We start from the raw sequence: 18,828 nt of genomic DNA, 5'->3' as shown, positions 1-18,828 counted from the left end.
ATTTTGCAGGATAAAAAGCCCTTGAGGCCTAATGTCCCTGGCTTGGCCTTAAGGTATTACTGCTTGCTTGAAAACCCGATTACTGCAAGGCCTGAACACCGGCAACCAGCCAGCCACTGCCGCCAACACGGGGCTTGGTCATGTTCCAGACTTCCCGGAATGGACTGGCGCCGCTGGAGGCGTCTTCCTTGATCATGCCGGAGAACTCGACGCTGGCCATGTACACGTCGCTCATTTCCTCAATACCCAACAACTGCGCATCGAGCATGACCACCTCGGTCTTGTTGGATGTGCCGCCCGTATGAGTTTCGCGGTCTGCCAGTTGCGTCTTGATCTGCTCCAGCATGTCGTCGGTCATCATGGACCGCAGGTTCTGGATGTCGGAACGGTCCCAGGCGTCCTGAAGAGTCACGAAATTCGACTTGCAGGCCTTGAGGAAGCCTTCGGCGTCGAAGCCGGCAGGCACGCCCCATGACTGCGAACCCGTCAGGCCAGAACCGATCATCGAGCCACCTGCTGCAGGCGCAACCGCATTGCTGTCAAAAGCTGTTGCGCTGCGTTCCCAGGGACGTGCCGACGCGTCGTTACCCACATTGGCCGGGCTGTAGCTACGGGCCGTCGTGGCTTCAGGCGCATTGCCAGCACCCTGGAAGGCGAAAGGCGACTGCGACCGCGTGGCGCCCGGCGAATTCGCCGCGCCCCCCTTGAGTCGGCGCATGACAAAGCCAATTACCACCATGACCACCAGCGCCAACAAGGCGAACATGATGATCTGGCCGAAAGCGCCGCCCAGCCCCAGCGACGATGCCAACCAAGCCAGTCCTAGTCCGGCAGCCAAACCGCCAAGCATGGCGCCCCATGGTTTTTTCGGTGCGGCAGCTGCGGCAGCGCCTGCACCTCCAGCCGGAGTTGATGCATTGTTGGCAGGTGCCTGGCGCTGCGTCACGTTGGACGACTGCTTGCCAAAGGACCCGCCGCCGCCCATACGCTTGGCGTCCGCCGGCGCGCCAGACAGGGTAAGGGTTACCGCAAAAACTGCGGAAAGAATGACCTGCCAAATTTTCATGTCGTCTCCTTCATCAAACCAATTAAAACCCGATCACGGCAAGAAGCCGCAAAACCTGTCAGCACTTGATTCCAACATGCAATGCCACCATCCCGCCTGACATGTTGTGATAATCCACATGGCCAAAGCCAGTATTTTTCATAAGGGTTTTCAACTCTTCCTGGCTCGGATGCATGCGGATGGACTCGGCCAGATATTGATAGCTGGCATCGTCATTGGCCACCACTTTGCCGATCTTGGGCAGGACCTTGAACGAATACCAGTCATAAAGCTTTTCAAGCGGCTTGGCCACCTTGGAAAACTCCAGCACCAGCAGCTTGCCGCCGGGCTTGAGCACCCTGCTCATTTCCTTAAGAGCCACATCCTTGTGCGTCATGTTGCGCAGGCCAAAGGCCACGGTGACGACATCAAAGCCGGCATCGGGAAAAGGAAGTGCTTCAGCGTCACACACCAGCGTTGGCAGGCACACGCCGGCGTCCAATAGTCGGTTGCGCCCTTCCCTGAGCATGGCTTCATTGATGTCGGTATGCACCACGCGCCCGGTGGTGCCCACCTTGGGCGCAAACGCCAGCGCCAGATCGCCCGTGCCGCCCGCAATGTCGAGCACCTGCTGGCCTTCCTTGACATTGGCGACCAGCACGGTGTAGGCCTTCCATGCGCGGTGCAGACCCATCGACATCAGGTCGTTCATCACATCGTATTTGGGGGCGACGGAATCGAACACGCTTCGCACACGACGCGCCTTGTCCTGCTCGTCTACCGATTCAAAACCAAAGTGGGTAGTTGTCATAAGGTGAATGCTAGATGGAAAAGTGCCAGTTGACAGCGACAACCCTGTACTGACTCAGGTCATTGGAGGGGAAATTTTTCGTAAGAATCAATGGCGCCACACAAGCCATGCCGGGTTAGTGGCTGCTGCAGCCCTGCCCGCCCGCCACAGCCATGGGCGCGTCACGCGCCACGCCAGCGGCTTGCAGCCTGCGCTCGTAGTCGCCCCAGAGCTGGCTTTGGTCATTGCCCAAGTGGTACAGATAGTCCCAGGTGAACAGCCCACTCTCGTGGCCATCGGAAAACACCGGCTTGACGGCGTAATTGCCAATCGGCTCCAGCGCCACCACATCGACCTCGCGTTTGCCGGTCTGCAGGATTTCCTGCCCGGGACCATGGCCCTGCACTTCTGCCGATGGCGAATAGATGCGCATCAACTCGAAAGGAATCCTGAACTGCGCGCCGTCTGAAAAAGCGACTTCGAGAAGGCGCGATTGGCTGTGAACTGTCAGCGCCGTGGGGGTCGGCGACCCGGATTGAAGACCTGCCATCGGGTGTCTCGCTTTCTGAATAAATGGGTAAGAGCGCTTCAAAGCGCCATGGCTTCGGCAATCAGCCGGTTGATGTCAAGGCACTGCGAGGTGATGCCCGCCACCTGTACTTCGTCCACCGGACGCTGTGCCGCGCCCCAGACCGGCGCCGGAAAGTGGCTGTCCCCCTCAAAGCGGGCAATCACATGCCAGTGCAGATGCGGCACCATGTTGCCCAGCGCGGCCAGGTTGATCTTCGCGGGCTGCAATTCGCTGCGAAGCACTTGCTCGACCTTTGCGACGGCATGCATGCAAATCTGTCGTTCACTGGCCGACAGATCCGAAAACTCGGCCACATGGCGGTTCCAGATCACGCGGTAAAACCCCGGAAATCCAGCCTCGCTGGCCTGGATGATGCGCAAATCTTCATTGCGAAACACCAGCAGGCCGCCGTCACCCTCGCACAAGGGGCATGCCGCATTCGTCATACGAGCACCCGTTCAATGCCGCCTTGGTTGGCGACGGCCACGTAGTCGGGCAGCCAGTTTTTGCCCAGTATCTGGTTCGCCATTTCGACCACGATGTAATCGGCCTCCAGCAGGCCGTTTTGCAGGTCGTCGCCGTAGCGTTTCAACCCCTGCAGGCAGCTGGGGCAACTGGTCAGGATCTTGACGTTGCCCGTCGCGGCTACTGCCCCTGAAGCACGCAGTTCGGCTTCTCCCTTGCGGATTTCTTCTTCCTTGCGAAAGCGCACCTGGGTCGCAATGTCAGGCCGGGTCACGCCCAGCGTGCCGGATTCGCCGCAGCAGCGCTCGCTTTTGAGCACGTTGTCGCCAATCAGCGCCTTGACCGTCTTCATCGAGTCGCCCAGCTTCATCGGGTTGTGGCACGGCTCGTGGTACAAAAATCCGGGCTGGTTGGCCGGCAGCGTGATCCCTTTTTCCAGCAGGTATTCGTGGATGTCGATGATTCGGCTGCCCGGGAATATCTTGTCGAACTGGTAACCCTGCAGCTGGTCGTAGCAAGTGCCGCAGCTCACCACCACGGTCTTGATGTCGAGATAGTTGAGCGTGGTGGCCACCCGGTGGAACAGCACCCGGTTGTCGGTGATCATCTTGTCGGCCTTGTCAAAGTCGCCGCTGCCGCGCTGCGGATAGCCGCAGCACAGGTAGCCAGGCGGCAGCACGGTCTGTACGCCAGCGTGCCAGAGCATGGCCTGCGTCGCCAGACCGACCTGGCTGAACAGGCGCTCCGAGCCGCAGCCCGGAAAGTAAAACACCGCTTCAGTTTCGGCCGTGGTGGCTTTGGGGTTGCGGATGATCGGGACGTAGTCCTTGTCTTCAATGTCCAGCAAGGCGCGGGCAGTCTTCTTGGGCAAACCGCCGGGCATTTTCTTGTTGATGAAGTGAATGATCTGCTCTTTCACCGGGGCCTTGCCCACGGTTGAAGGTGGAAGCGCCGTCTGCTTTTTAGCCAGCACGCCGAGCACATCACTGGCCAGGCGCTGCGCCTTGAAGCCGACACCGACCATGGCCGTGCGCATCACCTTGATGGTTTGCGGATTCGTGGCGTTCAAAAAGAACATCGCCGCTGCATTGCCGGGCCGGAACGACTTCTGGCCCATCTTGCGCAGCAGGTTGCGCATGTTCATCGACACTTCGCCAAAGTCAATATCGACCGGGCACGGATTCAGGCACTTGTGGCACACCGTGCAATGGTCGGCCACGTCCTCGAACTCTTCCCAGTGCTTCAGGCTGATGCCGCGCCGGGTCTGTTCTTCGTACAAAAAAGCCTCGACCAACAGCGACGTGGCCAGAATCTTGTTGCGCGGGCTGTACAGCAGGTTGGCGCGCGGCACATGCGTGGCACAGACCGGCTTGCACTTGCCGCAGCGCAGGCAGTCCTTCACACTGTCGGCAATTGCGCCGATGTCGCTTTGCTGCATGATCAGCGACTCATGGCCCATCAATCCGAAGCTGGGCGTGTAGGCATTGGTCAAATCGGCCGCTAGCGCATGCTGGCCGGGCGTTAGAAGCTCTGAATTTCGTAGCAGCTTGCCTTTGTTGAAACGCCCTTCCGGATCGATTCTGGCCTTGTACTCGGTAAAAGGCCGCAGTTCCTCGTCGGTCAGGAATTCGAGCTTGGTGATGCCGATGCCGTGCTCGCCCGAGATCACGCCGTCGAGCGAGCGCGCCAGCACCATGATGCGCGCCACCGCTTCATGCGCGGTTTGCAGCATTTCGTAGTCATCGCTGTTGACAGGCAGGTTGGTATGCACGTTGCCGTCGCCCGCGTGCATGTGCAGCGCGGCCCAGACGCGGCCCTTAAGCACGCGCTTGTGAATCGCACTGCATTCCTCAAGTATCGGCTTGAACGCGCCACCGCTGAAAATCGCCTGCAGCGGCGCGCGAATCTGGGTTTTCCAGCTGGCGCGGAGCGTGTGGTCCTGGAGTTCCGGAAAATGCACCGCCACGCCCTGCAGCCAGCCGGCCCACAGACTGCGCACCTCGGCCACCAGCGCCAGCGCCTGGCTGACCCGGTCTTCCAGCAGCTCTGCCGAAGGAATTTCGCTGGCGTCCTCTACCTTGCCCAAAGGCAAACTACCCTTGCGGAAAAACGCGTCCAGTGCGTCGCACAGCTTGATCTTGTTGCGCAGACTCAACTCGATGTTGATTTGCTCGATGCCGTCGGTGTATTCAGCCATGCGCGGCAGCGGAATCACCACGTCTTCATTGATCTTGAAGGCATTGGTGTGGCGCGAAATCGCCGCTGTTTTCTTGCGGTCCAGCCAGAACTTCTTGCGCGCCTCGGGGCTGATGGCCACAAAGCCTTCGCCGCTGCGCGAATTGGCAATGCGCACGACTTCACTGGTGGCACGCGCCACCACGTCGGCGTCGTCCCCGGCAATGTCACCAATCAACACCATTTTCGGCACGCCGGTAACACCGCCCTTGCCGTTGCCGCCGCGCTTGGACTTGGTGGCATAACCCACGGCGCGCAGGTAGCGATCGTCCAGATGCTCGAGACCGGCCAGGATCGCACCGCCGCGCTTTTGCTCGGCGAACATGAAGTCCTTGATCTCGACGATGCTCGGCACGGCGTCCTTGGCGTTGCCGAAGAACTCCATGCAGACCGTGCGCGTGTGCGCCGGCATGCGGTGCACGATCCAGCGCGCGCTGGTGATCAGGCCGTCGCAGCCTTCTTTCTGGATGCCCGGCAAGCCGCTCAGGAACTTGTCGGTCACGTCCTTGCCCAGGCCTTCCTTGCGAAAGGTCTTGCCGGGAATATCAAGCCGCTCGGTGCGAATTGGCGTCTTACCGTCAGCCTCAAAGTAATTCAAATCGAAACTCGCCATCTCGGCGTCGTGGATCTTGCCCAGGTTGTGGCCCACGCGGGTCACTTCCAGCCACTCGGCATCAGGCGTCACCATGCGCCAGCTCGCCAGGTTGTCCAGCGCCGTGCCCCACAACACGGCCTTTTTGCCGCCGGCATTCATGGCGATGTTGCCGCCAATACACGACGCCTCCGCCGAGGTCGGGTCAACCGCAAACACAAAGCCGCCGCGCTCGGCCGCGTCGGCCACGCGCTGCGTCACCACGCCGGCTTCGGTCCAGACAGTGGCCACCGGGTGGTCCAGGCCGGGCAGCGAAACCATCTCGACTTCCGTCATGGCTTCGAGCTTTTCGGTGTTGATGACCGCCGACTTCCAGGTCAGCGGAATCGCGCCGCCGGTGTAGCCGGTGCCGCCGCCACGCGGAACAATCGTGAGCTCCAGCTCGATGCAGGCCTTGACCAGTCCGGCCATTTCGACTTCGGTGTCGGGCGTGAGCACCACAAACGGGTATTCGACGCGCCAGTCGGTCGCGTCAGTCACATGCGAGACGCGTGACAGGCCGTCGAACTTGATATTGTCCTTCAGCGTGATCTTGCGCAGCCGGCGCTCGGTTTGCTGGCGAAGGCTGGCAACTTCCTCGAACGACGCCGAAAACCGGCCAATCGCTGCCTGTGCGCCTTGCAGCAACTCACCCACGATGGCATCGCGTTCGCTATCGGCTTGCGGCGTACGGCGTTTCTCGATTTCTGCCAGCCGGTGCTGCAGCGCTTCGACCAGCAACTTGCGGCGCTTGGGGTTGTCAAGCAGGTCGTCTTGCAGGTAAGGATTGCGTTGCACCACCCAGATGTCGCCGAGCACTTCGTACAGCATGCGCGCAGAGCGGCCCGTGTGGCGTTCGCCGCGCAGCAGGTTGAGCAAGTCCCAGGCCCGGCTGCCCAGCAGGCGAATCACCACCTCCCGGTCAGAAAACGACGTGTAGTTGTAGGGAATCTCGCGGATGCGGGGTTCGGCGTGCTTTGCGCCGTCGGCGAAAACATTCAGTTCTTGAAGAGTGGTAGGTGCGTTCATCGTGAAATTTCAGCGGCTTCGGACCCACGTCCAGCGCTTTGGTCCGATATTATCGCAGCGCACCTTTTATAAGCACCCGGCCGGAATGACCTCATGGAAACTCCGCTTGCCTTGCGCGCAACGGGTCGTTTAAATGGCACTGTCACAAAACGCCACTAGACTCTTTTTCTATTCCCGCAAATCCCGCTTTTCCTTCAGGAGACTTCATGAAGCACCGTTCATCCACCCTCGTACTGGCCATTTGCGCGCTGTGCGCGCCTTTGGCCAGCCAGGCCCAGACCGAAGTCCAGTGGTGGCATGCCATGAGCGGGCCGCTTGGCGAATGGGTCAATGACCTGGCCAAGGACTTCAACGCCAGCCAGACAGATTACAAGGTCGTGCCCACCTTCAAGGGCACCTATGACGAGGCCATGACGGCGGCAACAGCGGCTTTTCGCTCCGGCAATGCGCCGCACATCCTGCAGGTCTACGAAGTGGGTACAGCCACCATGATGGCCGCCAAAGGCGCGATCAAGCCTGTCGGAGAAGTCATGACCGAGGGCGGCGCCAAGTTTGACACCAAGGCCTACATTCCTGCCGTCGCCGGTTACTACACAGCGCCCAACGGCCAGATGCTGAGCTTTCCGTTCAACAGCTCGACGACGATCTTTTATTACAACAAGGATGCTTTCAAGGCGGCTGGGCTGGACCCGGAAAAAGCCCCGACCACCTGGCCCGAGGTGGCTCTGGCCGCTGGCAAGCTCAAGGCCGCCGGCCATAAATGCCCGTTCACCACAAGCTGGGTGAGCTGGACGCAGCTGGAGAGCTTCTCGACCTGGCACAACACGCTGTTTGCCACCCAGAACAACGGCTTTGGCGGCCCTTCTGCCCGGCTGGCCTTCAACTCGCCACTGCATGTGCGTCACTTCGAAAACCTGGCCAACATGTCCAAGCAGGGCCTGTTTGTCTACAAGGGCCGCGCCAATGCGGCGGACGTGTCCTTTCCTTCAGGCGAATGCGCGATGATGACCGGCTCGTCAGGCCTGTATGCCCGGGTCAGCAAGGAAGCCAAATTTGCCTATGGCATTGCCCAATTGCCGTATTACCCGGACGTGACCGGTGCGCCGCAAAACACCGTCATCGGTGGCGCCAGCCTGTGGGCCATGGCTGGCAAGAAGCCAGTTGAATACAAGGGCGTAGCGGCTTTCTTCAACTACCTGTCCCGACCTGAAGTGCAGTCGGCCAGCCACAAGCGCACCGGCTATCTGCCGATCACCATGGCAGCGTTCGAGCTGACTGAAAAATCGGGTTTTTACAAGCAGAATCCGGGTACCGACGTTGCTGTGAGCCAGATGATCCGCAAGACCACCGACAAGTCGCGCGGCGTGCGACTGGGCAACTTCAACCAGATCCGTACCATCATTGACGAGGAAACCGAACAGATCTGGAGCGGCAAGAAGCAACCCAAGGAAGCCCTGGATACCGCCATCAAACGCGGCAACGAGCAACTCGAACGCTTCGAGAAGGCCAACAAGTCCTGATCTTCCGGCCGGCCCATGCCGGCTGCTAGACTCACCACTTTTTATGCCCGGCCTGCCAAAAAGCAGGCAGCCCGGGTGACCTCGACCTGATCAGACATATGGAAAAACGCGTTCTTTTTCGCTCTGCCTGGCTTCCCTGGCTGCTGCTGGCACCTCAGCTGATTGTCATCAGTGTCTTTTTTTTCTGGCCCGCCGCACAGGCGCTGCTGCAGTCATTCCAGCTGCAGGATGCTTTTGGCCTGTCCAGGGAGTGGGTGGGACTGGAAAACTTCAGGCACCTGTTCAACGACGAGGCTTACCTGGAGTCGTTCAAGACGACAGCCTTCTTCTCGTTCATGGTGGCGATCCTGGGCATCAGTTTGTCGCTGGTGCTGGCGGTGTTTGCCGACCGCATCATCAAGGGCGCGCTGGCTTACAAAACCCTCCTGATCCTGCCGTACGCCGTGGCGCCTGCCGTGGCCGGCGTGCTGTGGATCTTCATGTTTTCACCCACGCTGGGCGTGGTGGCGTATGCACTGAGCAGCATCGGCATCGACTGGAACCACCTTCTCAATTCCAGCCACGCCATGACGCTGATCATCATGGCGGCGGTGTGGAAGCAAATTTCGTACAACTTCCTGTTTTTCCTGGCCGGACTTCAATCGATCCCCAAGTCGCTGATTGAAGCCGCCGCGATCGACGGCGCGCGCCCCTGGAGGCGCTTTTGGTCCATCCAGTTTCCACTGCTGTCACCGACGACCTTCTTTTTGCTGGTGATCAACATCGTTTATGCGTTTTTTGACACCTTTGCCATCATTGACGCCTCGACCCAGGGCGGCCCCGGTCGCGACACCCTGATCCTGGTCTACAAGGTTTACCACGACGGATTCAAAAACGGCGACCTGGGTGGCTCGGCCGCACAGTCGGTGGTGCTGATGGTGATCGTCGTGGCGCTCACCGTGGTCCAGTTCCGTTATGTTGAAAAGAAGGTCCAGTACTGATGTTCCTCCACGTTCGCGCACTTCGTGTCGCTCGCTGCCTCCGCGAAAGGGCCGCTACGCTTGCGATCCGGCAAAGCCGGTTTCACGGCCTCTGCTTGAATAACGCCGCCGCGCTCCTCGCGGCGTGTGGTTCTGCACAACGCAGCGGGTCTGGTGTCATCCGTTCGGGCCATGGGGGTTTGCGCCATGGTTGAGCGAAGCGCCCTCTTGAAAATCTTTGCACACCTCGTCATGCTCGTGGGCATTGTGGTGGTGGCTTTTCCGCTCTACCTGGCCTTTGTGGCCTCCACCCACACGGCGCAGGACATCATCCAGGCGCCGATGCCGATGTGGCCGGGCAGCAACATGTGGGAAACCTACAAGACCGCGTTGTTCGGCGGCGGCGATGGTGCGGGCTCGACTGCACCCGTGGCCCGGATGATGTGGGTCAGCCTTGTCACGGCACTGGTCATTACATTTGGCAAGATCACGATTTCCCTGCTGTCTGCATTTGCCATCGTGTACTTCCGCTTTCCGTTCAAGAATTTCTTCTTCTGGTCGATTTTTGTCACGCTGATGCTGCCGGTGGAAGTGCGCATCGGGCCAACCTACCAGGTGGTGTCGGACCTGGGCATGCTAAACAGTTATGCCGGTCTGACGATTCCGCTGATTGCCTCGGCCACCGCCACGTTTTTATTCCGCCAGTTTTTCATGACCGTGCCCGATGAACTGGTTGAGGCGGCCCGCATGGACGGGGCCAGCCCAATGCGTTTTTTCTGGGACATATTGCTTCCCTTGTCCAAGACATCGATGGCTGCGCTGTTCGTGATCCAGTTCATCTACGGCTGGAACCAGTACCTGTGGCCGCTGCTGGCCACCACCAGCGAAGATATGTACCCGGTGGTCATCGGCATCAAGCGAATGATTGCCGGCGGCGACGCAGCCAATGAATGGAATGTGGTCATGGCCACTGCCATTTTGGCGATGCTGCCGCCTGCGCTGGTCGTGGTGCTGATGCAAAAGTGGTTCGTCAAGGGCCTGGTTGACACTGAGAAATAGACAAAAAGACAGGCAAACATTCGCTATGGCATCGCTTTCACTAAACAACGTTATCAAGCGCTACGGCGCCGGCAAAACCGCCGTCCCGGTGCTGCACGGCGTCAGCGCCGAGATTGCCGACCACGAATTCATCGTCATCGTTGGCCCGTCGGGCTGCGGCAAATCCACCCTGCTTCGCATGGTCGCCGGGCTGGAAGAAGTCACCGAAGGCCAGATTTCCATCGGCGGCAAGGTCGTCAACGATCTGGAGCCGTCCGAGCGCGACATTGCCATGGTGTTCCAGAACTACGCGCTCTACCCGCACATGAGTGTGTTCGACAACATGGCCTACGGCCTGAAGATTGCCAAGGTGCCCCGGGAAGAGATCAAGTCACGTGTCGACAAGGCCGCCAAGATTCTCGAACTCGGCCACCTGCTCGACCGCAAGCCGCGCGCCCTGTCGGGCGGCCAGCGCCAGCGCGTCGCCATGGGCCGGGCGATCGTGCGCCAGCCACAGGTGTTTTTGTTTGACGAGCCCCTGTCCAACCTGGACGCCAAGCTGCGCGTGCAGACCCGGCTTGAAATTCAGAAGCTGCACCGCGAACTCGGCATCACGTCCCTTTTCGTCACGCACGACCAAGTTGAAGCCATGACGCTGGCCCAGCGCATGATGGTGATGAACGCCGGCCGCATGGAGCAGTTCGGCACGCCGGAAGAGGTTTACAACCGTCCGGCGACCACCTTTGTCGCCAGCTTCATGGGCTCGCCGCCGATGAACCTGCTGAAGAACGTGTCCAACGCTGATTTTGGCGGCCAGCCAGGCGCAATCCTGGGAATCCGGCCCGAGCACCTGCTGGTCGGCGACACCGGCTGGAAAGTGGTGGTCGACACCGTCGAAATGCTGGGCGCCGAGCGCCTGTTGTACTGCCGCCTGGGCGACGAGTTCCTGATCGTGCGAACCGACGAAAGCCTGTCAACCGCGCCAACGATTGGCGCCACGCTGCATGTCGCGCCCCGCCCCGACCGGCTGCACTGGTTCGACGCGGCCACCGGCCAGCGCCTGTGACCGGACAGGCAGAAACAGCACCAGAAGTGCCTGACCCCGACAGCAACGGGCTCAGCGCCGAACGCGCCTCCGAAGCAAGACCAGCCCCCTCCAGGGGCAACGAACCACATGAAGTGGGGAGTGCAGAGGCGGTTCCCCGCCAGCCAGGGCCGCGGAACCGGCTTCGCCGGGCCGCAGGCGCAGCGGCCTCCTCGGGGGGCAGCGAACCACACAAAGTGGGGAGCGTGGGGGCCTTCTTTTGGCCTTACCCGTTCTGGATCGCGCACCGGGGCGCTGGCAAACTGGCGCCAGAAAATACGCTCGCCGCATTCCGCTTGGGCGCGCAGCACGGCTACCGCATGTTTGAATGCGATGCCAAGCTCAGCGCCGACGGCGTGCCTTTCCTGATGCATGACGCCACGCTTGCGCGCACGACCAACGCCCTTGAAAAGCAGGTGGCTGAAGCCAGCCCAGCAGGAGGCGACCATGCCTGGGCCGAATTGTCACAATTCGACGCTGGCAGCTGGCATTCGCGCGCATTTGCCGGCGAGCCGCTGCCGACGCTGGAAAACGTCGCCCGTTTTTGCCGTGCCAATGGCTATGCCCTGAACATCGAGATCAAGCCGACGCCGGGAACCGAGCGCCGCACGGGTGAAGTGGTGGCAGCGCATGCCCTGCGCCTGTGGCAAGGCGCAAGAGTTTTACCGCTGCTGACGTCTTTTTCACACGATGCGCTACAGGGTGCGCGTGAAACCGCGCCCGGTCTGCCGCGCGGCCTGCTTCTGGACACGCTGCCTGACGGCTGGCTGCAAGCCGCCGTCGCGCTGGGTTGTGTCGCCGTGGTGTGCAACCACGCCTTGTGGAACGGCGCTTGTGTTCAGCAAACCCATGAAGCGGGTTTGCGCGCCGTGAGCTACACCGTGAACGACGAAGCAGCCGCCCTGCGCCTGATCGATCTGGGTACCGACGGCATCATCACCGACCGGGTGGATCTGTTCAGTCCGGCTTGAGGCAGCCTCCGGTTTATTGATGTGGATCAACAAACCGGTTGACAGACTTGTATCGGGCAGCCTGGTGCTAGCGCTTCCAGCTGCCCAGCTGGCACCACTGGCTGGTCGCCATGGCCAACAACAGGAGCACATAGGTCAGCATCTTGCCGTCATGGCTTAGCCATACCAAGCCAATGACCAGCACCGCTGATCCCACTATAAAATTGATAGCTGCCTGCACCCACAGATAATGCGAAAACGCCTTATTTGATGTAAAAAAACGAGGAAATAAACGGGACAACGCCACCAGCAGCAAGGCGATCAGCGCAGCAGGTGCCAAGAGGTTGAGCAGGTGTCCGGCAAGAAGATAAGCAGTCATGGCAGTCCGTCGAAATTCAGGGAAACACGCCAGAAGCGGCTGATGGAAATGGGTAAAAGGAGATTGTGACCAGGCGCTCGCTTTTGACCACTTCAATTTTATAATGCGCACATGTCAGTCTGGGCCCTGGGGCTAAACCATCACACCGCTCCGCTGGATTTGCGCGGGCGCTTCGCCTTCGCGCTCGACCAGGTAGAACCCACCCTGCGCGGTCTGCGCGCCTCTCTGGCGCGCCAGCCGGAGGCGACACTGCTGTCGACCTGCAACCGTACCGAGATCTACTGCGCCGGCGCTACCGAAGACCTGGACAGCACCATGGAATGGCTGGCGCACAACGGCGGCGTGTCGCCCGACCTGCTGCGCGCCCATGCCTACACGCTGCAGGACGACGAGGCCGCGCGCCACGCCTTTCGAGTGGCCAGCGGGCTTGATTCAATGGTGTTGGGCGAGCCGCAAATCCTCGGCCAGATGAAGGACGCGGTGCGCGCCGCCGAAGACGCCGGAGCCATGGGCTCGACGCTGCACCAACTTTTCCAGCGCTCTTTTTCTGTGGCCAAAGAGGTGCGGACCAGCACAGAGATCGGCGCCCACAGCATCAGCATGGCGGCCGCCGCCGTGCGACTGGCGGGTCAGCTGTTTGAAGATTTGGAAGACATCAAGGTGCTGTTTGTCGGCGCCGGCGAAATGATCGACCTGGCCGCCACACACTTTGCCGCCAAAAACCCAAAAGCCATGGCAATTGCCAACCGCACACTGGAGCGCGGCGAGAAACTCGCCACCCGCTTTGGTGCCGAGGTCATGCGCCTGGCCGACCTGCCCGGCCGCCTGCACGAGTTCGATGCCGTCATCAGCTGCACCGCCAGCACCCTGCCCATCATCGGCCTGGGGGCCGTCGAGCGCGCCCTTAAACTGCGCAAGCACCGGCCGATGTTCATGGTCGATCTGGCAGTACCGCGCGATATCGAGCCTGAAGTCAAGGCGCTGTCGGATGTCTACCTCTACACCGTTGATGACCTGGCGCATGTGGTGCAGACCGGCCGCGACAGCCGTCAGGCGGCGGTGGCTGAAGCCGAAGTCATCATCGACGCAGGCGTGCAGAATTTCATGCACTGGCTGGACCAACGTGGCAGTGTGCCGCTGATCCAGCAGCTCAATGCGCAGGCCGATGTGTGGCGATCCGCCGAAATCGTGCGGGCCAAAAAATTGCTGGCCCGTGGCGAGTCCATTGAAGAAGTGCTCGAAGCGATGAGCCGGGGATTAACGCAAAAAATGTTGCACGGCGCCATGGCCGAGTTGCATGCGGGCGATGCCAGCAGCCGCGAAGCCACGGCGCGTACCGTGTCCAAGCTGTTTTTGCGCGGCCGCACGCCTGCGTCACAACGCAAAGAGCGTTAGCGCTGCGTTCCCCGTGTCGTCGCCACTGTTCTGGCTGCGCCCTTTCGACTGGAACTCCAGCCGGTTTGTTCATCCCGATTCCGATTTTTCGCCTTGCGGCGCTGCCCTTCATGAAACCTTTTCTTCGCCACACCCTGGACCGCCAGCTGCTGCGCCTGCATGAACTGGACGCCCTGCTGTCCGCCAGCGACGTGGTCAGCGACCTTGACCGCTTTCGCACGTTGACCCGCGAACATGCCGAGGCCAGCGTCGTGGCCGAGCAGTACAACCGCCTGACCCGCCGCGAGGCCGATCAGGCGGGTGCCGAAGTGATGCTGGCCGAAGCCAGGAACGACCCCGACATGGCCGCCATGGCCGAGGAAGAAATCGACGCCGCCAAGGCCGACATCGCCCAGATCGACGAAGCGCTGCAGCTGATGCTGATTCCCAAAGACCCGAACGACAAGCGCGCGGCCTTCGTTGAAATCCGCGCCGGCGCTGGCGGCGACGAATCGGCGCTGTTTGCCGCCGACCTGTTCCGCCTGTACACCCGCTTTGCCGAGCGCAAGCGCTGGCAGGTCGAGATCATCAGCGAATCGCCCAGCGAACTCGGTGGCTACAAGGAAGTGGTGCTGCGCATTGACGGCCCGCCGGACATTCTGGGCGTGGGCGTGTACGGCAAGCTGCGCTTCGAGTCGGGCGGCCACCGCGTGCAGCGCGTGCCGGCGACTGAAACCCAGGGCCGCATCCACACCAGCGCCTGTACCGTGGCCGTGCTGGCCGAGCCAGACGAAGCCGTCGCCATCCAGATCAACCCGGCTGATTTGCGCATCGACACCTACCGTGCCAGCGGTGCGGGCGGCCAGCACATCAACAAGACCGATTCGGCGGTGCGCATCACCCACCTTCCAACCGGCATCGTCGCCGAATGCCAGGAAGGCCGCAGCCAGCACGGCAACAAGGCGCAAGCGATGAAGGTGCTGACCGCGCGCATCCATGAAAAAGACCGCTCGGCACAGGCCGCCAAGGACGCTGCCGAGCGCAAGGGCCTGATTGGCAGCGGCGACCGCAGCGACCGCATCCGCACCTACAACTTTCCGCAGGGCCGGCTGACCGACCACCGTATCAACCTGACGCTGTACAAGCTGCTCACGATCATGGAAGGCGACCTGGACGACGTGGTCACGGCGCTGCAGGTGGCGCGCGGCGCCGAGCAACTCAACGAGCTGGAAACGGCAAATAACGGCGGTTGATCAGAAAAATTTTTTGGTTTTAAGGAAAATAGCTGCTTGGCGCAATAAGCACGAGCATAAGCAGCTATTATTTAAATAGCAATTAAAAGTAAAAGTAAAAACTGTGGAGCCAATCAATTGCACGCAAGCCCTGGCATTGGCCAAGCGCCTTGGGCTTGACCGGCTGGACGCCCAGTTGTTGTTACTGCACGCATTGGGCAAGCCCGCCAGCGAGCGGTCCTGGCTGGTGACGCACGACACTGAGCAACTCGCGCCAGGCGTAGTCAGCTTTTTTCATGCAATGAGCCTGCGCCGGGCCGAGGGCGAGCCGCTGGCCTACATCGTCGGCCGCAAGGAGTTCTTTGGCCTGTCGCTGCAAGTCGACCCACGCGTGCTGGTGCCCCGGCCTGATACTGAAACGCTGGTGGAGTGGTCGTTGGCCGTGCTGGAAATGTCCGACTCAACACGGCCAGTAAAGGTTCTCGACTTGGGAACTGGCAGCGGCGCGATTGCTCTGGCTATTGCATACAGTCTGAAGGCAATCGACCGTGAAGTGCAAGTCACAGCAATTGATGCAAGCGCCGATGCGCTGAATGTTGCCCGTGGAAACGCACGGCGGCTGAGTCTGGCGGTGGATTTCATTCAAAGCTCCTGGCTGCAGGAAGTGGACGGGCGCTTTCAGCTGATCGCCAGCAATCCGCCTTATATTGCCAGCGCCGACCCTCACCTGCCCGCGCTAATGCACGAACCGCTGCAGGCGCTGACCGCCGGAACGGACGGGCTGGACGATATCCGTCACATCATCCAGCAGGTGCCAGGCCACCTGTTGCCTAGCGGCTGGTTGCTGCTGGAGCATGGTTACGACCAAGCAGAACAGGTGCGCGAGTTGCTGAGGCGGCAAGGTTTTTTGCACATACAGAGCCGCCGCGACCTGGCAGGCATCGAGCGCTGTTCAGGTGGGCAATGGCCGGCATGACGAACAATCCCTGACAGGTGCGCGGCATCTGGCAGGCAGCGATAATCCATTTTTGGAATGGCTTTATTCAAGCTCCACGCATTCAACGCTCCGGTCTCTTGGCCGGTTACCGACCTCACGGCCTGGCAAGGCCTTTTCAACTGAAGGATTTCAACATGAGCTCTAACGACCCGACCCAGCAACGCATTGAGCAGATTGTCAAATCAAGCGACGTGGTTCTTTTCATGAAGGGCACGTCCCAGTTTCCAATGTGCGGTTTTTCCGGCCGCGCTATCCAGGTGCTCAAGGCCTGCGGCGTTAGCAAGCCAGCCACAGTCAATGTGCTGGAAGACGAAGGCATCCGCAACGGCATCAAGACTTACAGCAACTGGCCGACCATTCCCCAGTTGTATGTCAAGGGCGAGTTCGTGGGCGGCTCCGACATCATGATGGAGATGTACGAGAACGGCGAGCTTCAGGAAATGCTGGGCGCACCCAAAGACTGAAGCGAAGCGGCCCCAGCCTGCAATGCCCGCGATGCGGGCGTTTTTCGTTTCTGCTTCAGCGTGTATAGCCTGCGCAGGCGCCGGCATTGACTTGCCCTTGGCATTCACGTTTCAGGCGGCTGATTCGATCCTTCGGCATTTCAGCGGAACCCGGCAAGAACCGGACCTGGCCGCTGGAAGCTGCTTTTTTCTTCTTTTTGACGGGCGTCGTCGGCTTGTCGCCAGAAGTTGTAGATGACGCACTGGCATGCGCGCTGACTATCAGCATGGCGCTCATGAACATGGCAGCCCAGAATGGCTTGACTACGCTATTTTTCATTTTTATCTTCCTGTTTCTGCCCATTTACGCACTCAGTCCCGTTGTCCTGCCTGAATGAAAGGCAGGCGAAGTCTCAATGCAGCTTTGGATCACCATAAAGGGCGTCATCAGGCGGCGTGTCAGCGGGCAAACGGAAATCTTCGCTTGCCCATGCCCCCATGTCGATATTTTTGCAGCGCTCACTGCAAAAGGGACGAAAAGGGTTGCTAAGCGCATAAATACTGGGACCGCCACAGCCGGGGCACGTTACCTGCCGCACAGTGGAAGGATCTTTTTTCATAGGGAGAAAAACATTCGAGTGAGGATGAAAGTGGCGCTGCGCATTCAGTCCGGTCTGGCTCAGGTGCACAAAGTCAGGTCAAACACGGTTTCCTGAGTACTGGCTTGCTGGCGACCGTCGTTGTCATGGGACATGAAACGCACCGACACCATCAGGCGGTTGCAGCTGATTTCAGGAATCACGGTAGCGCCCGAATGCAGCCGCAGCCGAAGCAACTGGAAATTTCGTCCCTGCGGCAGCATTTGCTGGTATTGACCTGCCGGTGCCATCACCTTTTGCGGCGCCCCCGAATCGCGCACTAGCCTGAGCAACAGGTTAAGCGCTTCGGCCAGCGGCACCAACGGCAGCACCCAGCGCTGCAGGTCATGCTGGCGAACGTTGGCGCCAAGGTGCTGCCAGGCGTGGTAGGCCGGCAAGTCGAATTCGCAGGTGCCACCTGGAATACCAACCCGGCTGCGAATGCTCATCAACCATTCATTTTCCGTCAATGACTGGCCAACCTTGCCAGAAAGTTCATTCATGCTGGAAAAACAGGCTTCGAGCTCGGCGGTAATGTCGTCAAGCACCCTCTCGGAGATGACCGGGTTGCCACGGTAGCCGTTGAGCACATGTTTCTGTTTTTCGATGTCCTTGAGCACATCGGTTTTCAGGTCGGCCCGCGCGCCGACATCCATGATTTCAAAAATGGTTGCCAAAGCATGGTGATGGTCAATCGGGCTTTCCCGTTTGATCAGTTCAGCCAGGCGCAAAAACAGGTGCTCGAGCCTCAGGTAGGTACGTATACGTTCGTTAAAGGGATGCTCGTAAAGAATCACGGAACTGGTTTTCCTGGCTTCAGTAGATGTTTTGTCATCATAGCCGTAAGCTGCGAGCCAGCTCACGCACTTGCAGCTCAAGTGCTTCCAACGACAAGTTGTCGTTACAAATACAGGCATCAGCTGCTGCCAGCCGCTGCGCACGACTGGCCTGGCCAGCGATGATTTTTACCACCATTTCACGCGACATGGCGTTTCTGGCCATGACACGAGAAATTTGCGTTTCTTGCGTGCAGTCAACCACCAGCACATGGTCGAGCTGCTGGCGCCAATGCCCTGACTCGACCAGCAAAGGGATATCGAAAATGATGCAGAGGCGGCCAGCTTGCACAGCTGCGTTGGCTTGGCGGATGGATTCCTGGCCTACCAACGGGTGAATGATGGCTTCGAGCTGCCCTTTGATCGCGGGGTCGCTGAAAGCAAGCTGGCGCATCCGCTCCCGGTCCATTGCGCCCTCTTCGGTGATGATGTACGGCCCGAACTGCTTTGCCAACACATTGATGGCAGCCCCTCCGGACGCGGTCAACTGCCGGGAAATTGCATCGGCATCAATCAGTGCGGCGCCGCACGCCACCAGCACGCGCGCCACCGTGCTTTTGCCGCTTCCGATGCCGCCTGTCAGGCCTATACGCTGGACCCCCGGATGCATGG

General features: G+C 60.1%; 19 protein-coding genes. 9 read left to right on the top strand and 10 right to left on the bottom strand.

Annotated elements, in window-relative coordinates:
* Positions 1 to 79 precede the first annotated feature (79 nt).
* The 5 genes from IWX87_RS03755 to IWX87_RS03735 all read right to left on the bottom strand — a co-directional run bounded on the left by IWX87_RS03755 (position 80) and on the right by IWX87_RS03735 (position 6,766).
* Positions 80 to 1,066 (bottom strand): Tim44 domain-containing protein, encoded by a 987-nt coding sequence (locus IWX87_RS03755; protein ID WP_196862170.1) that lies wholly within the window; start codon positions 1,064 to 1,066, stop codon positions 80 to 82.
* Between the two features lie 58 nt (positions 1,067 to 1,124).
* Positions 1,125 to 1,856: a bifunctional demethylmenaquinone methyltransferase/2-methoxy-6-polyprenyl-1,4-benzoquinol methylase UbiE gene (gene ubiE / locus IWX87_RS03750; RefSeq protein WP_196862169.1), complete on the bottom strand. Its 732-nt coding sequence runs from the start codon at positions 1,854 to 1,856 to the stop codon at positions 1,125 to 1,127.
* Positions 1,857 to 1,971: 115 nt separating this feature from the next.
* The gene (locus IWX87_RS03745; RefSeq protein WP_196862168.1) at positions 1,972 to 2,385 is read right to left on the bottom strand and encodes a gamma-butyrobetaine hydroxylase-like domain-containing protein; all 414 of its coding nucleotides are present in this window, start codon (positions 2,383 to 2,385) and stop codon (positions 1,972 to 1,974) included.
* 38 nt (positions 2,386 to 2,423) lie between these two features.
* Positions 2,424 to 2,852: an HIT family protein gene (locus tag IWX87_RS03740; RefSeq protein ID WP_196862167.1), complete on the bottom strand. Its 429-nt coding sequence runs from the start codon at positions 2,850 to 2,852 to the stop codon at positions 2,424 to 2,426.
* Positions 2,849 to 6,766, bottom strand: a complete 3,918-nt coding sequence (locus tag IWX87_RS03735) for a DUF3683 domain-containing protein (RefSeq protein WP_196862166.1) — start codon at positions 6,764 to 6,766, stop codon at positions 2,849 to 2,851. The genes IWX87_RS03740 and IWX87_RS03735 overlap by 4 nt, the downstream gene beginning before the upstream one ends.
* Before the next feature lie 206 nt (positions 6,767 to 6,972).
* On the opposite strand from IWX87_RS03735, the gene ugpB reads away from it, so the two are divergent.
* The 5 genes from ugpB to ugpQ all read left to right on the top strand — a co-directional run bounded on the left by ugpB (position 6,973) and on the right by ugpQ (position 12,338).
* On the top strand, positions 6,973 to 8,286 hold the full coding sequence (gene ugpB, locus IWX87_RS03730) for a sn-glycerol-3-phosphate ABC transporter substrate-binding protein UgpB (protein ID WP_196862165.1): 1,314 nt from the start codon (positions 6,973 to 6,975) through the stop codon (positions 8,284 to 8,286).
* A 98-nt stretch (positions 8,287 to 8,384) separates the two neighbouring features.
* Positions 8,385 to 9,266: a sn-glycerol-3-phosphate ABC transporter permease UgpA gene (gene ugpA, locus IWX87_RS03725; RefSeq protein ID WP_196862164.1), complete on the top strand. Its 882-nt coding sequence runs from the start codon at positions 8,385 to 8,387 to the stop codon at positions 9,264 to 9,266.
* Positions 9,267 to 9,452: 186 nt separating this feature from the next.
* Complete coding sequence (gene ugpE / locus IWX87_RS03720; RefSeq protein ID WP_196862213.1) at positions 9,453 to 10,304, top strand: sn-glycerol-3-phosphate ABC transporter permease UgpE; 852 nt, start codon at positions 9,453 to 9,455, stop codon at positions 10,302 to 10,304.
* Positions 10,305 to 10,329: 25 nt separating this feature from the next.
* The gene (locus tag IWX87_RS03715) at positions 10,330 to 11,349 is read left to right on the top strand and encodes a sn-glycerol-3-phosphate import ATP-binding protein UgpC (protein ID WP_196862163.1); all 1,020 of its coding nucleotides are present in this window, start codon (positions 10,330 to 10,332) and stop codon (positions 11,347 to 11,349) included.
* A 224-nt stretch (positions 11,350 to 11,573) separates the two neighbouring features.
* Positions 11,574 to 12,338 (top strand): glycerophosphodiester phosphodiesterase, encoded by a 765-nt coding sequence (gene ugpQ / locus IWX87_RS03710; RefSeq protein WP_196862162.1) that lies wholly within the window; start codon positions 11,574 to 11,576, stop codon positions 12,336 to 12,338.
* A gap of 67 nt (positions 12,339 to 12,405) precedes the next feature.
* Here the strand turns inward: ugpQ and IWX87_RS03705 are convergent, their stop codons facing one another.
* Positions 12,406 to 12,696, bottom strand: a complete 291-nt coding sequence (locus tag IWX87_RS03705; protein WP_196862161.1) for a hypothetical protein — start codon at positions 12,694 to 12,696, stop codon at positions 12,406 to 12,408.
* A 111-nt stretch (positions 12,697 to 12,807) separates the two neighbouring features.
* Between IWX87_RS03705 and hemA the strand changes: the two genes are divergently transcribed.
* The 4 genes from hemA to grxD all read left to right on the top strand — a co-directional run bounded on the left by hemA (position 12,808) and on the right by grxD (position 16,763).
* The gene (gene hemA, locus IWX87_RS03700) at positions 12,808 to 14,091 is read left to right on the top strand and encodes a glutamyl-tRNA reductase (RefSeq protein WP_196862160.1); all 1,284 of its coding nucleotides are present in this window, start codon (positions 12,808 to 12,810) and stop codon (positions 14,089 to 14,091) included.
* 110 nt (positions 14,092 to 14,201) lie between these two features.
* On the top strand, positions 14,202 to 15,323 hold the full coding sequence (gene prfA / locus IWX87_RS03695) for a peptide chain release factor 1 (protein WP_196862159.1): 1,122 nt from the start codon (positions 14,202 to 14,204) through the stop codon (positions 15,321 to 15,323).
* Positions 15,324 to 15,426: 103 nt separating this feature from the next.
* Positions 15,427 to 16,278 carry a peptide chain release factor N(5)-glutamine methyltransferase gene (gene prmC, locus IWX87_RS03690; protein WP_196862158.1) on the top strand — a complete coding sequence of 284 codons (852 nt, stop codon included), beginning with the start codon at positions 15,427 to 15,429 and terminating at the stop codon, positions 16,276 to 16,278.
* 155 nt (positions 16,279 to 16,433) lie between these two features.
* Positions 16,434 to 16,763, top strand: coding sequence for a Grx4 family monothiol glutaredoxin (gene grxD, locus IWX87_RS03685; RefSeq protein WP_196862157.1), 330 nt, complete (start codon positions 16,434 to 16,436; stop codon positions 16,761 to 16,763).
* A gap of 55 nt (positions 16,764 to 16,818) precedes the next feature.
* Here the strand turns inward: grxD and IWX87_RS03680 are convergent, their stop codons facing one another.
* From IWX87_RS03680 to coaE, 4 genes are all read right to left on the bottom strand, one after another.
* Positions 16,819 to 17,082, bottom strand: coding sequence for a hypothetical protein (locus IWX87_RS03680; protein WP_196862156.1), 264 nt, complete (start codon positions 17,080 to 17,082; stop codon positions 16,819 to 16,821).
* Positions 17,083 to 17,155: 73 nt separating this feature from the next.
* Entirely contained in the window at positions 17,156 to 17,362 is a 207-nt protein-coding gene (locus tag IWX87_RS03675) for a DNA gyrase inhibitor YacG (RefSeq protein WP_196862155.1), read from the bottom strand.
* Positions 17,363 to 17,421: 59 nt separating this feature from the next.
* Entirely contained in the window at positions 17,422 to 18,177 is a 756-nt protein-coding gene (gene zapD, locus IWX87_RS03670) for a cell division protein ZapD (RefSeq protein ID WP_196862154.1), read from the bottom strand.
* Positions 18,178 to 18,214: 37 nt separating this feature from the next.
* A complete protein-coding gene (coaE, locus tag IWX87_RS03665) occupies positions 18,215 to 18,826 on the bottom strand; it encodes a dephospho-CoA kinase (RefSeq protein WP_196862153.1) in 612 nt (203 codons plus the stop codon).
* Between the last annotated feature and the right edge of the window lie 2 nt (positions 18,827 to 18,828).

This window comes from Polaromonas sp. CG_9.7 (assembly GCF_015752205.1).
Taxonomy (GTDB): Bacteria; Pseudomonadota; Gammaproteobacteria; order Burkholderiales; family Burkholderiaceae_C; genus Polaromonas.
The sequence above is the reverse complement of the archived record's forward strand: the minus strand, read 5'-3'. Positions and strand labels throughout refer to the sequence as shown.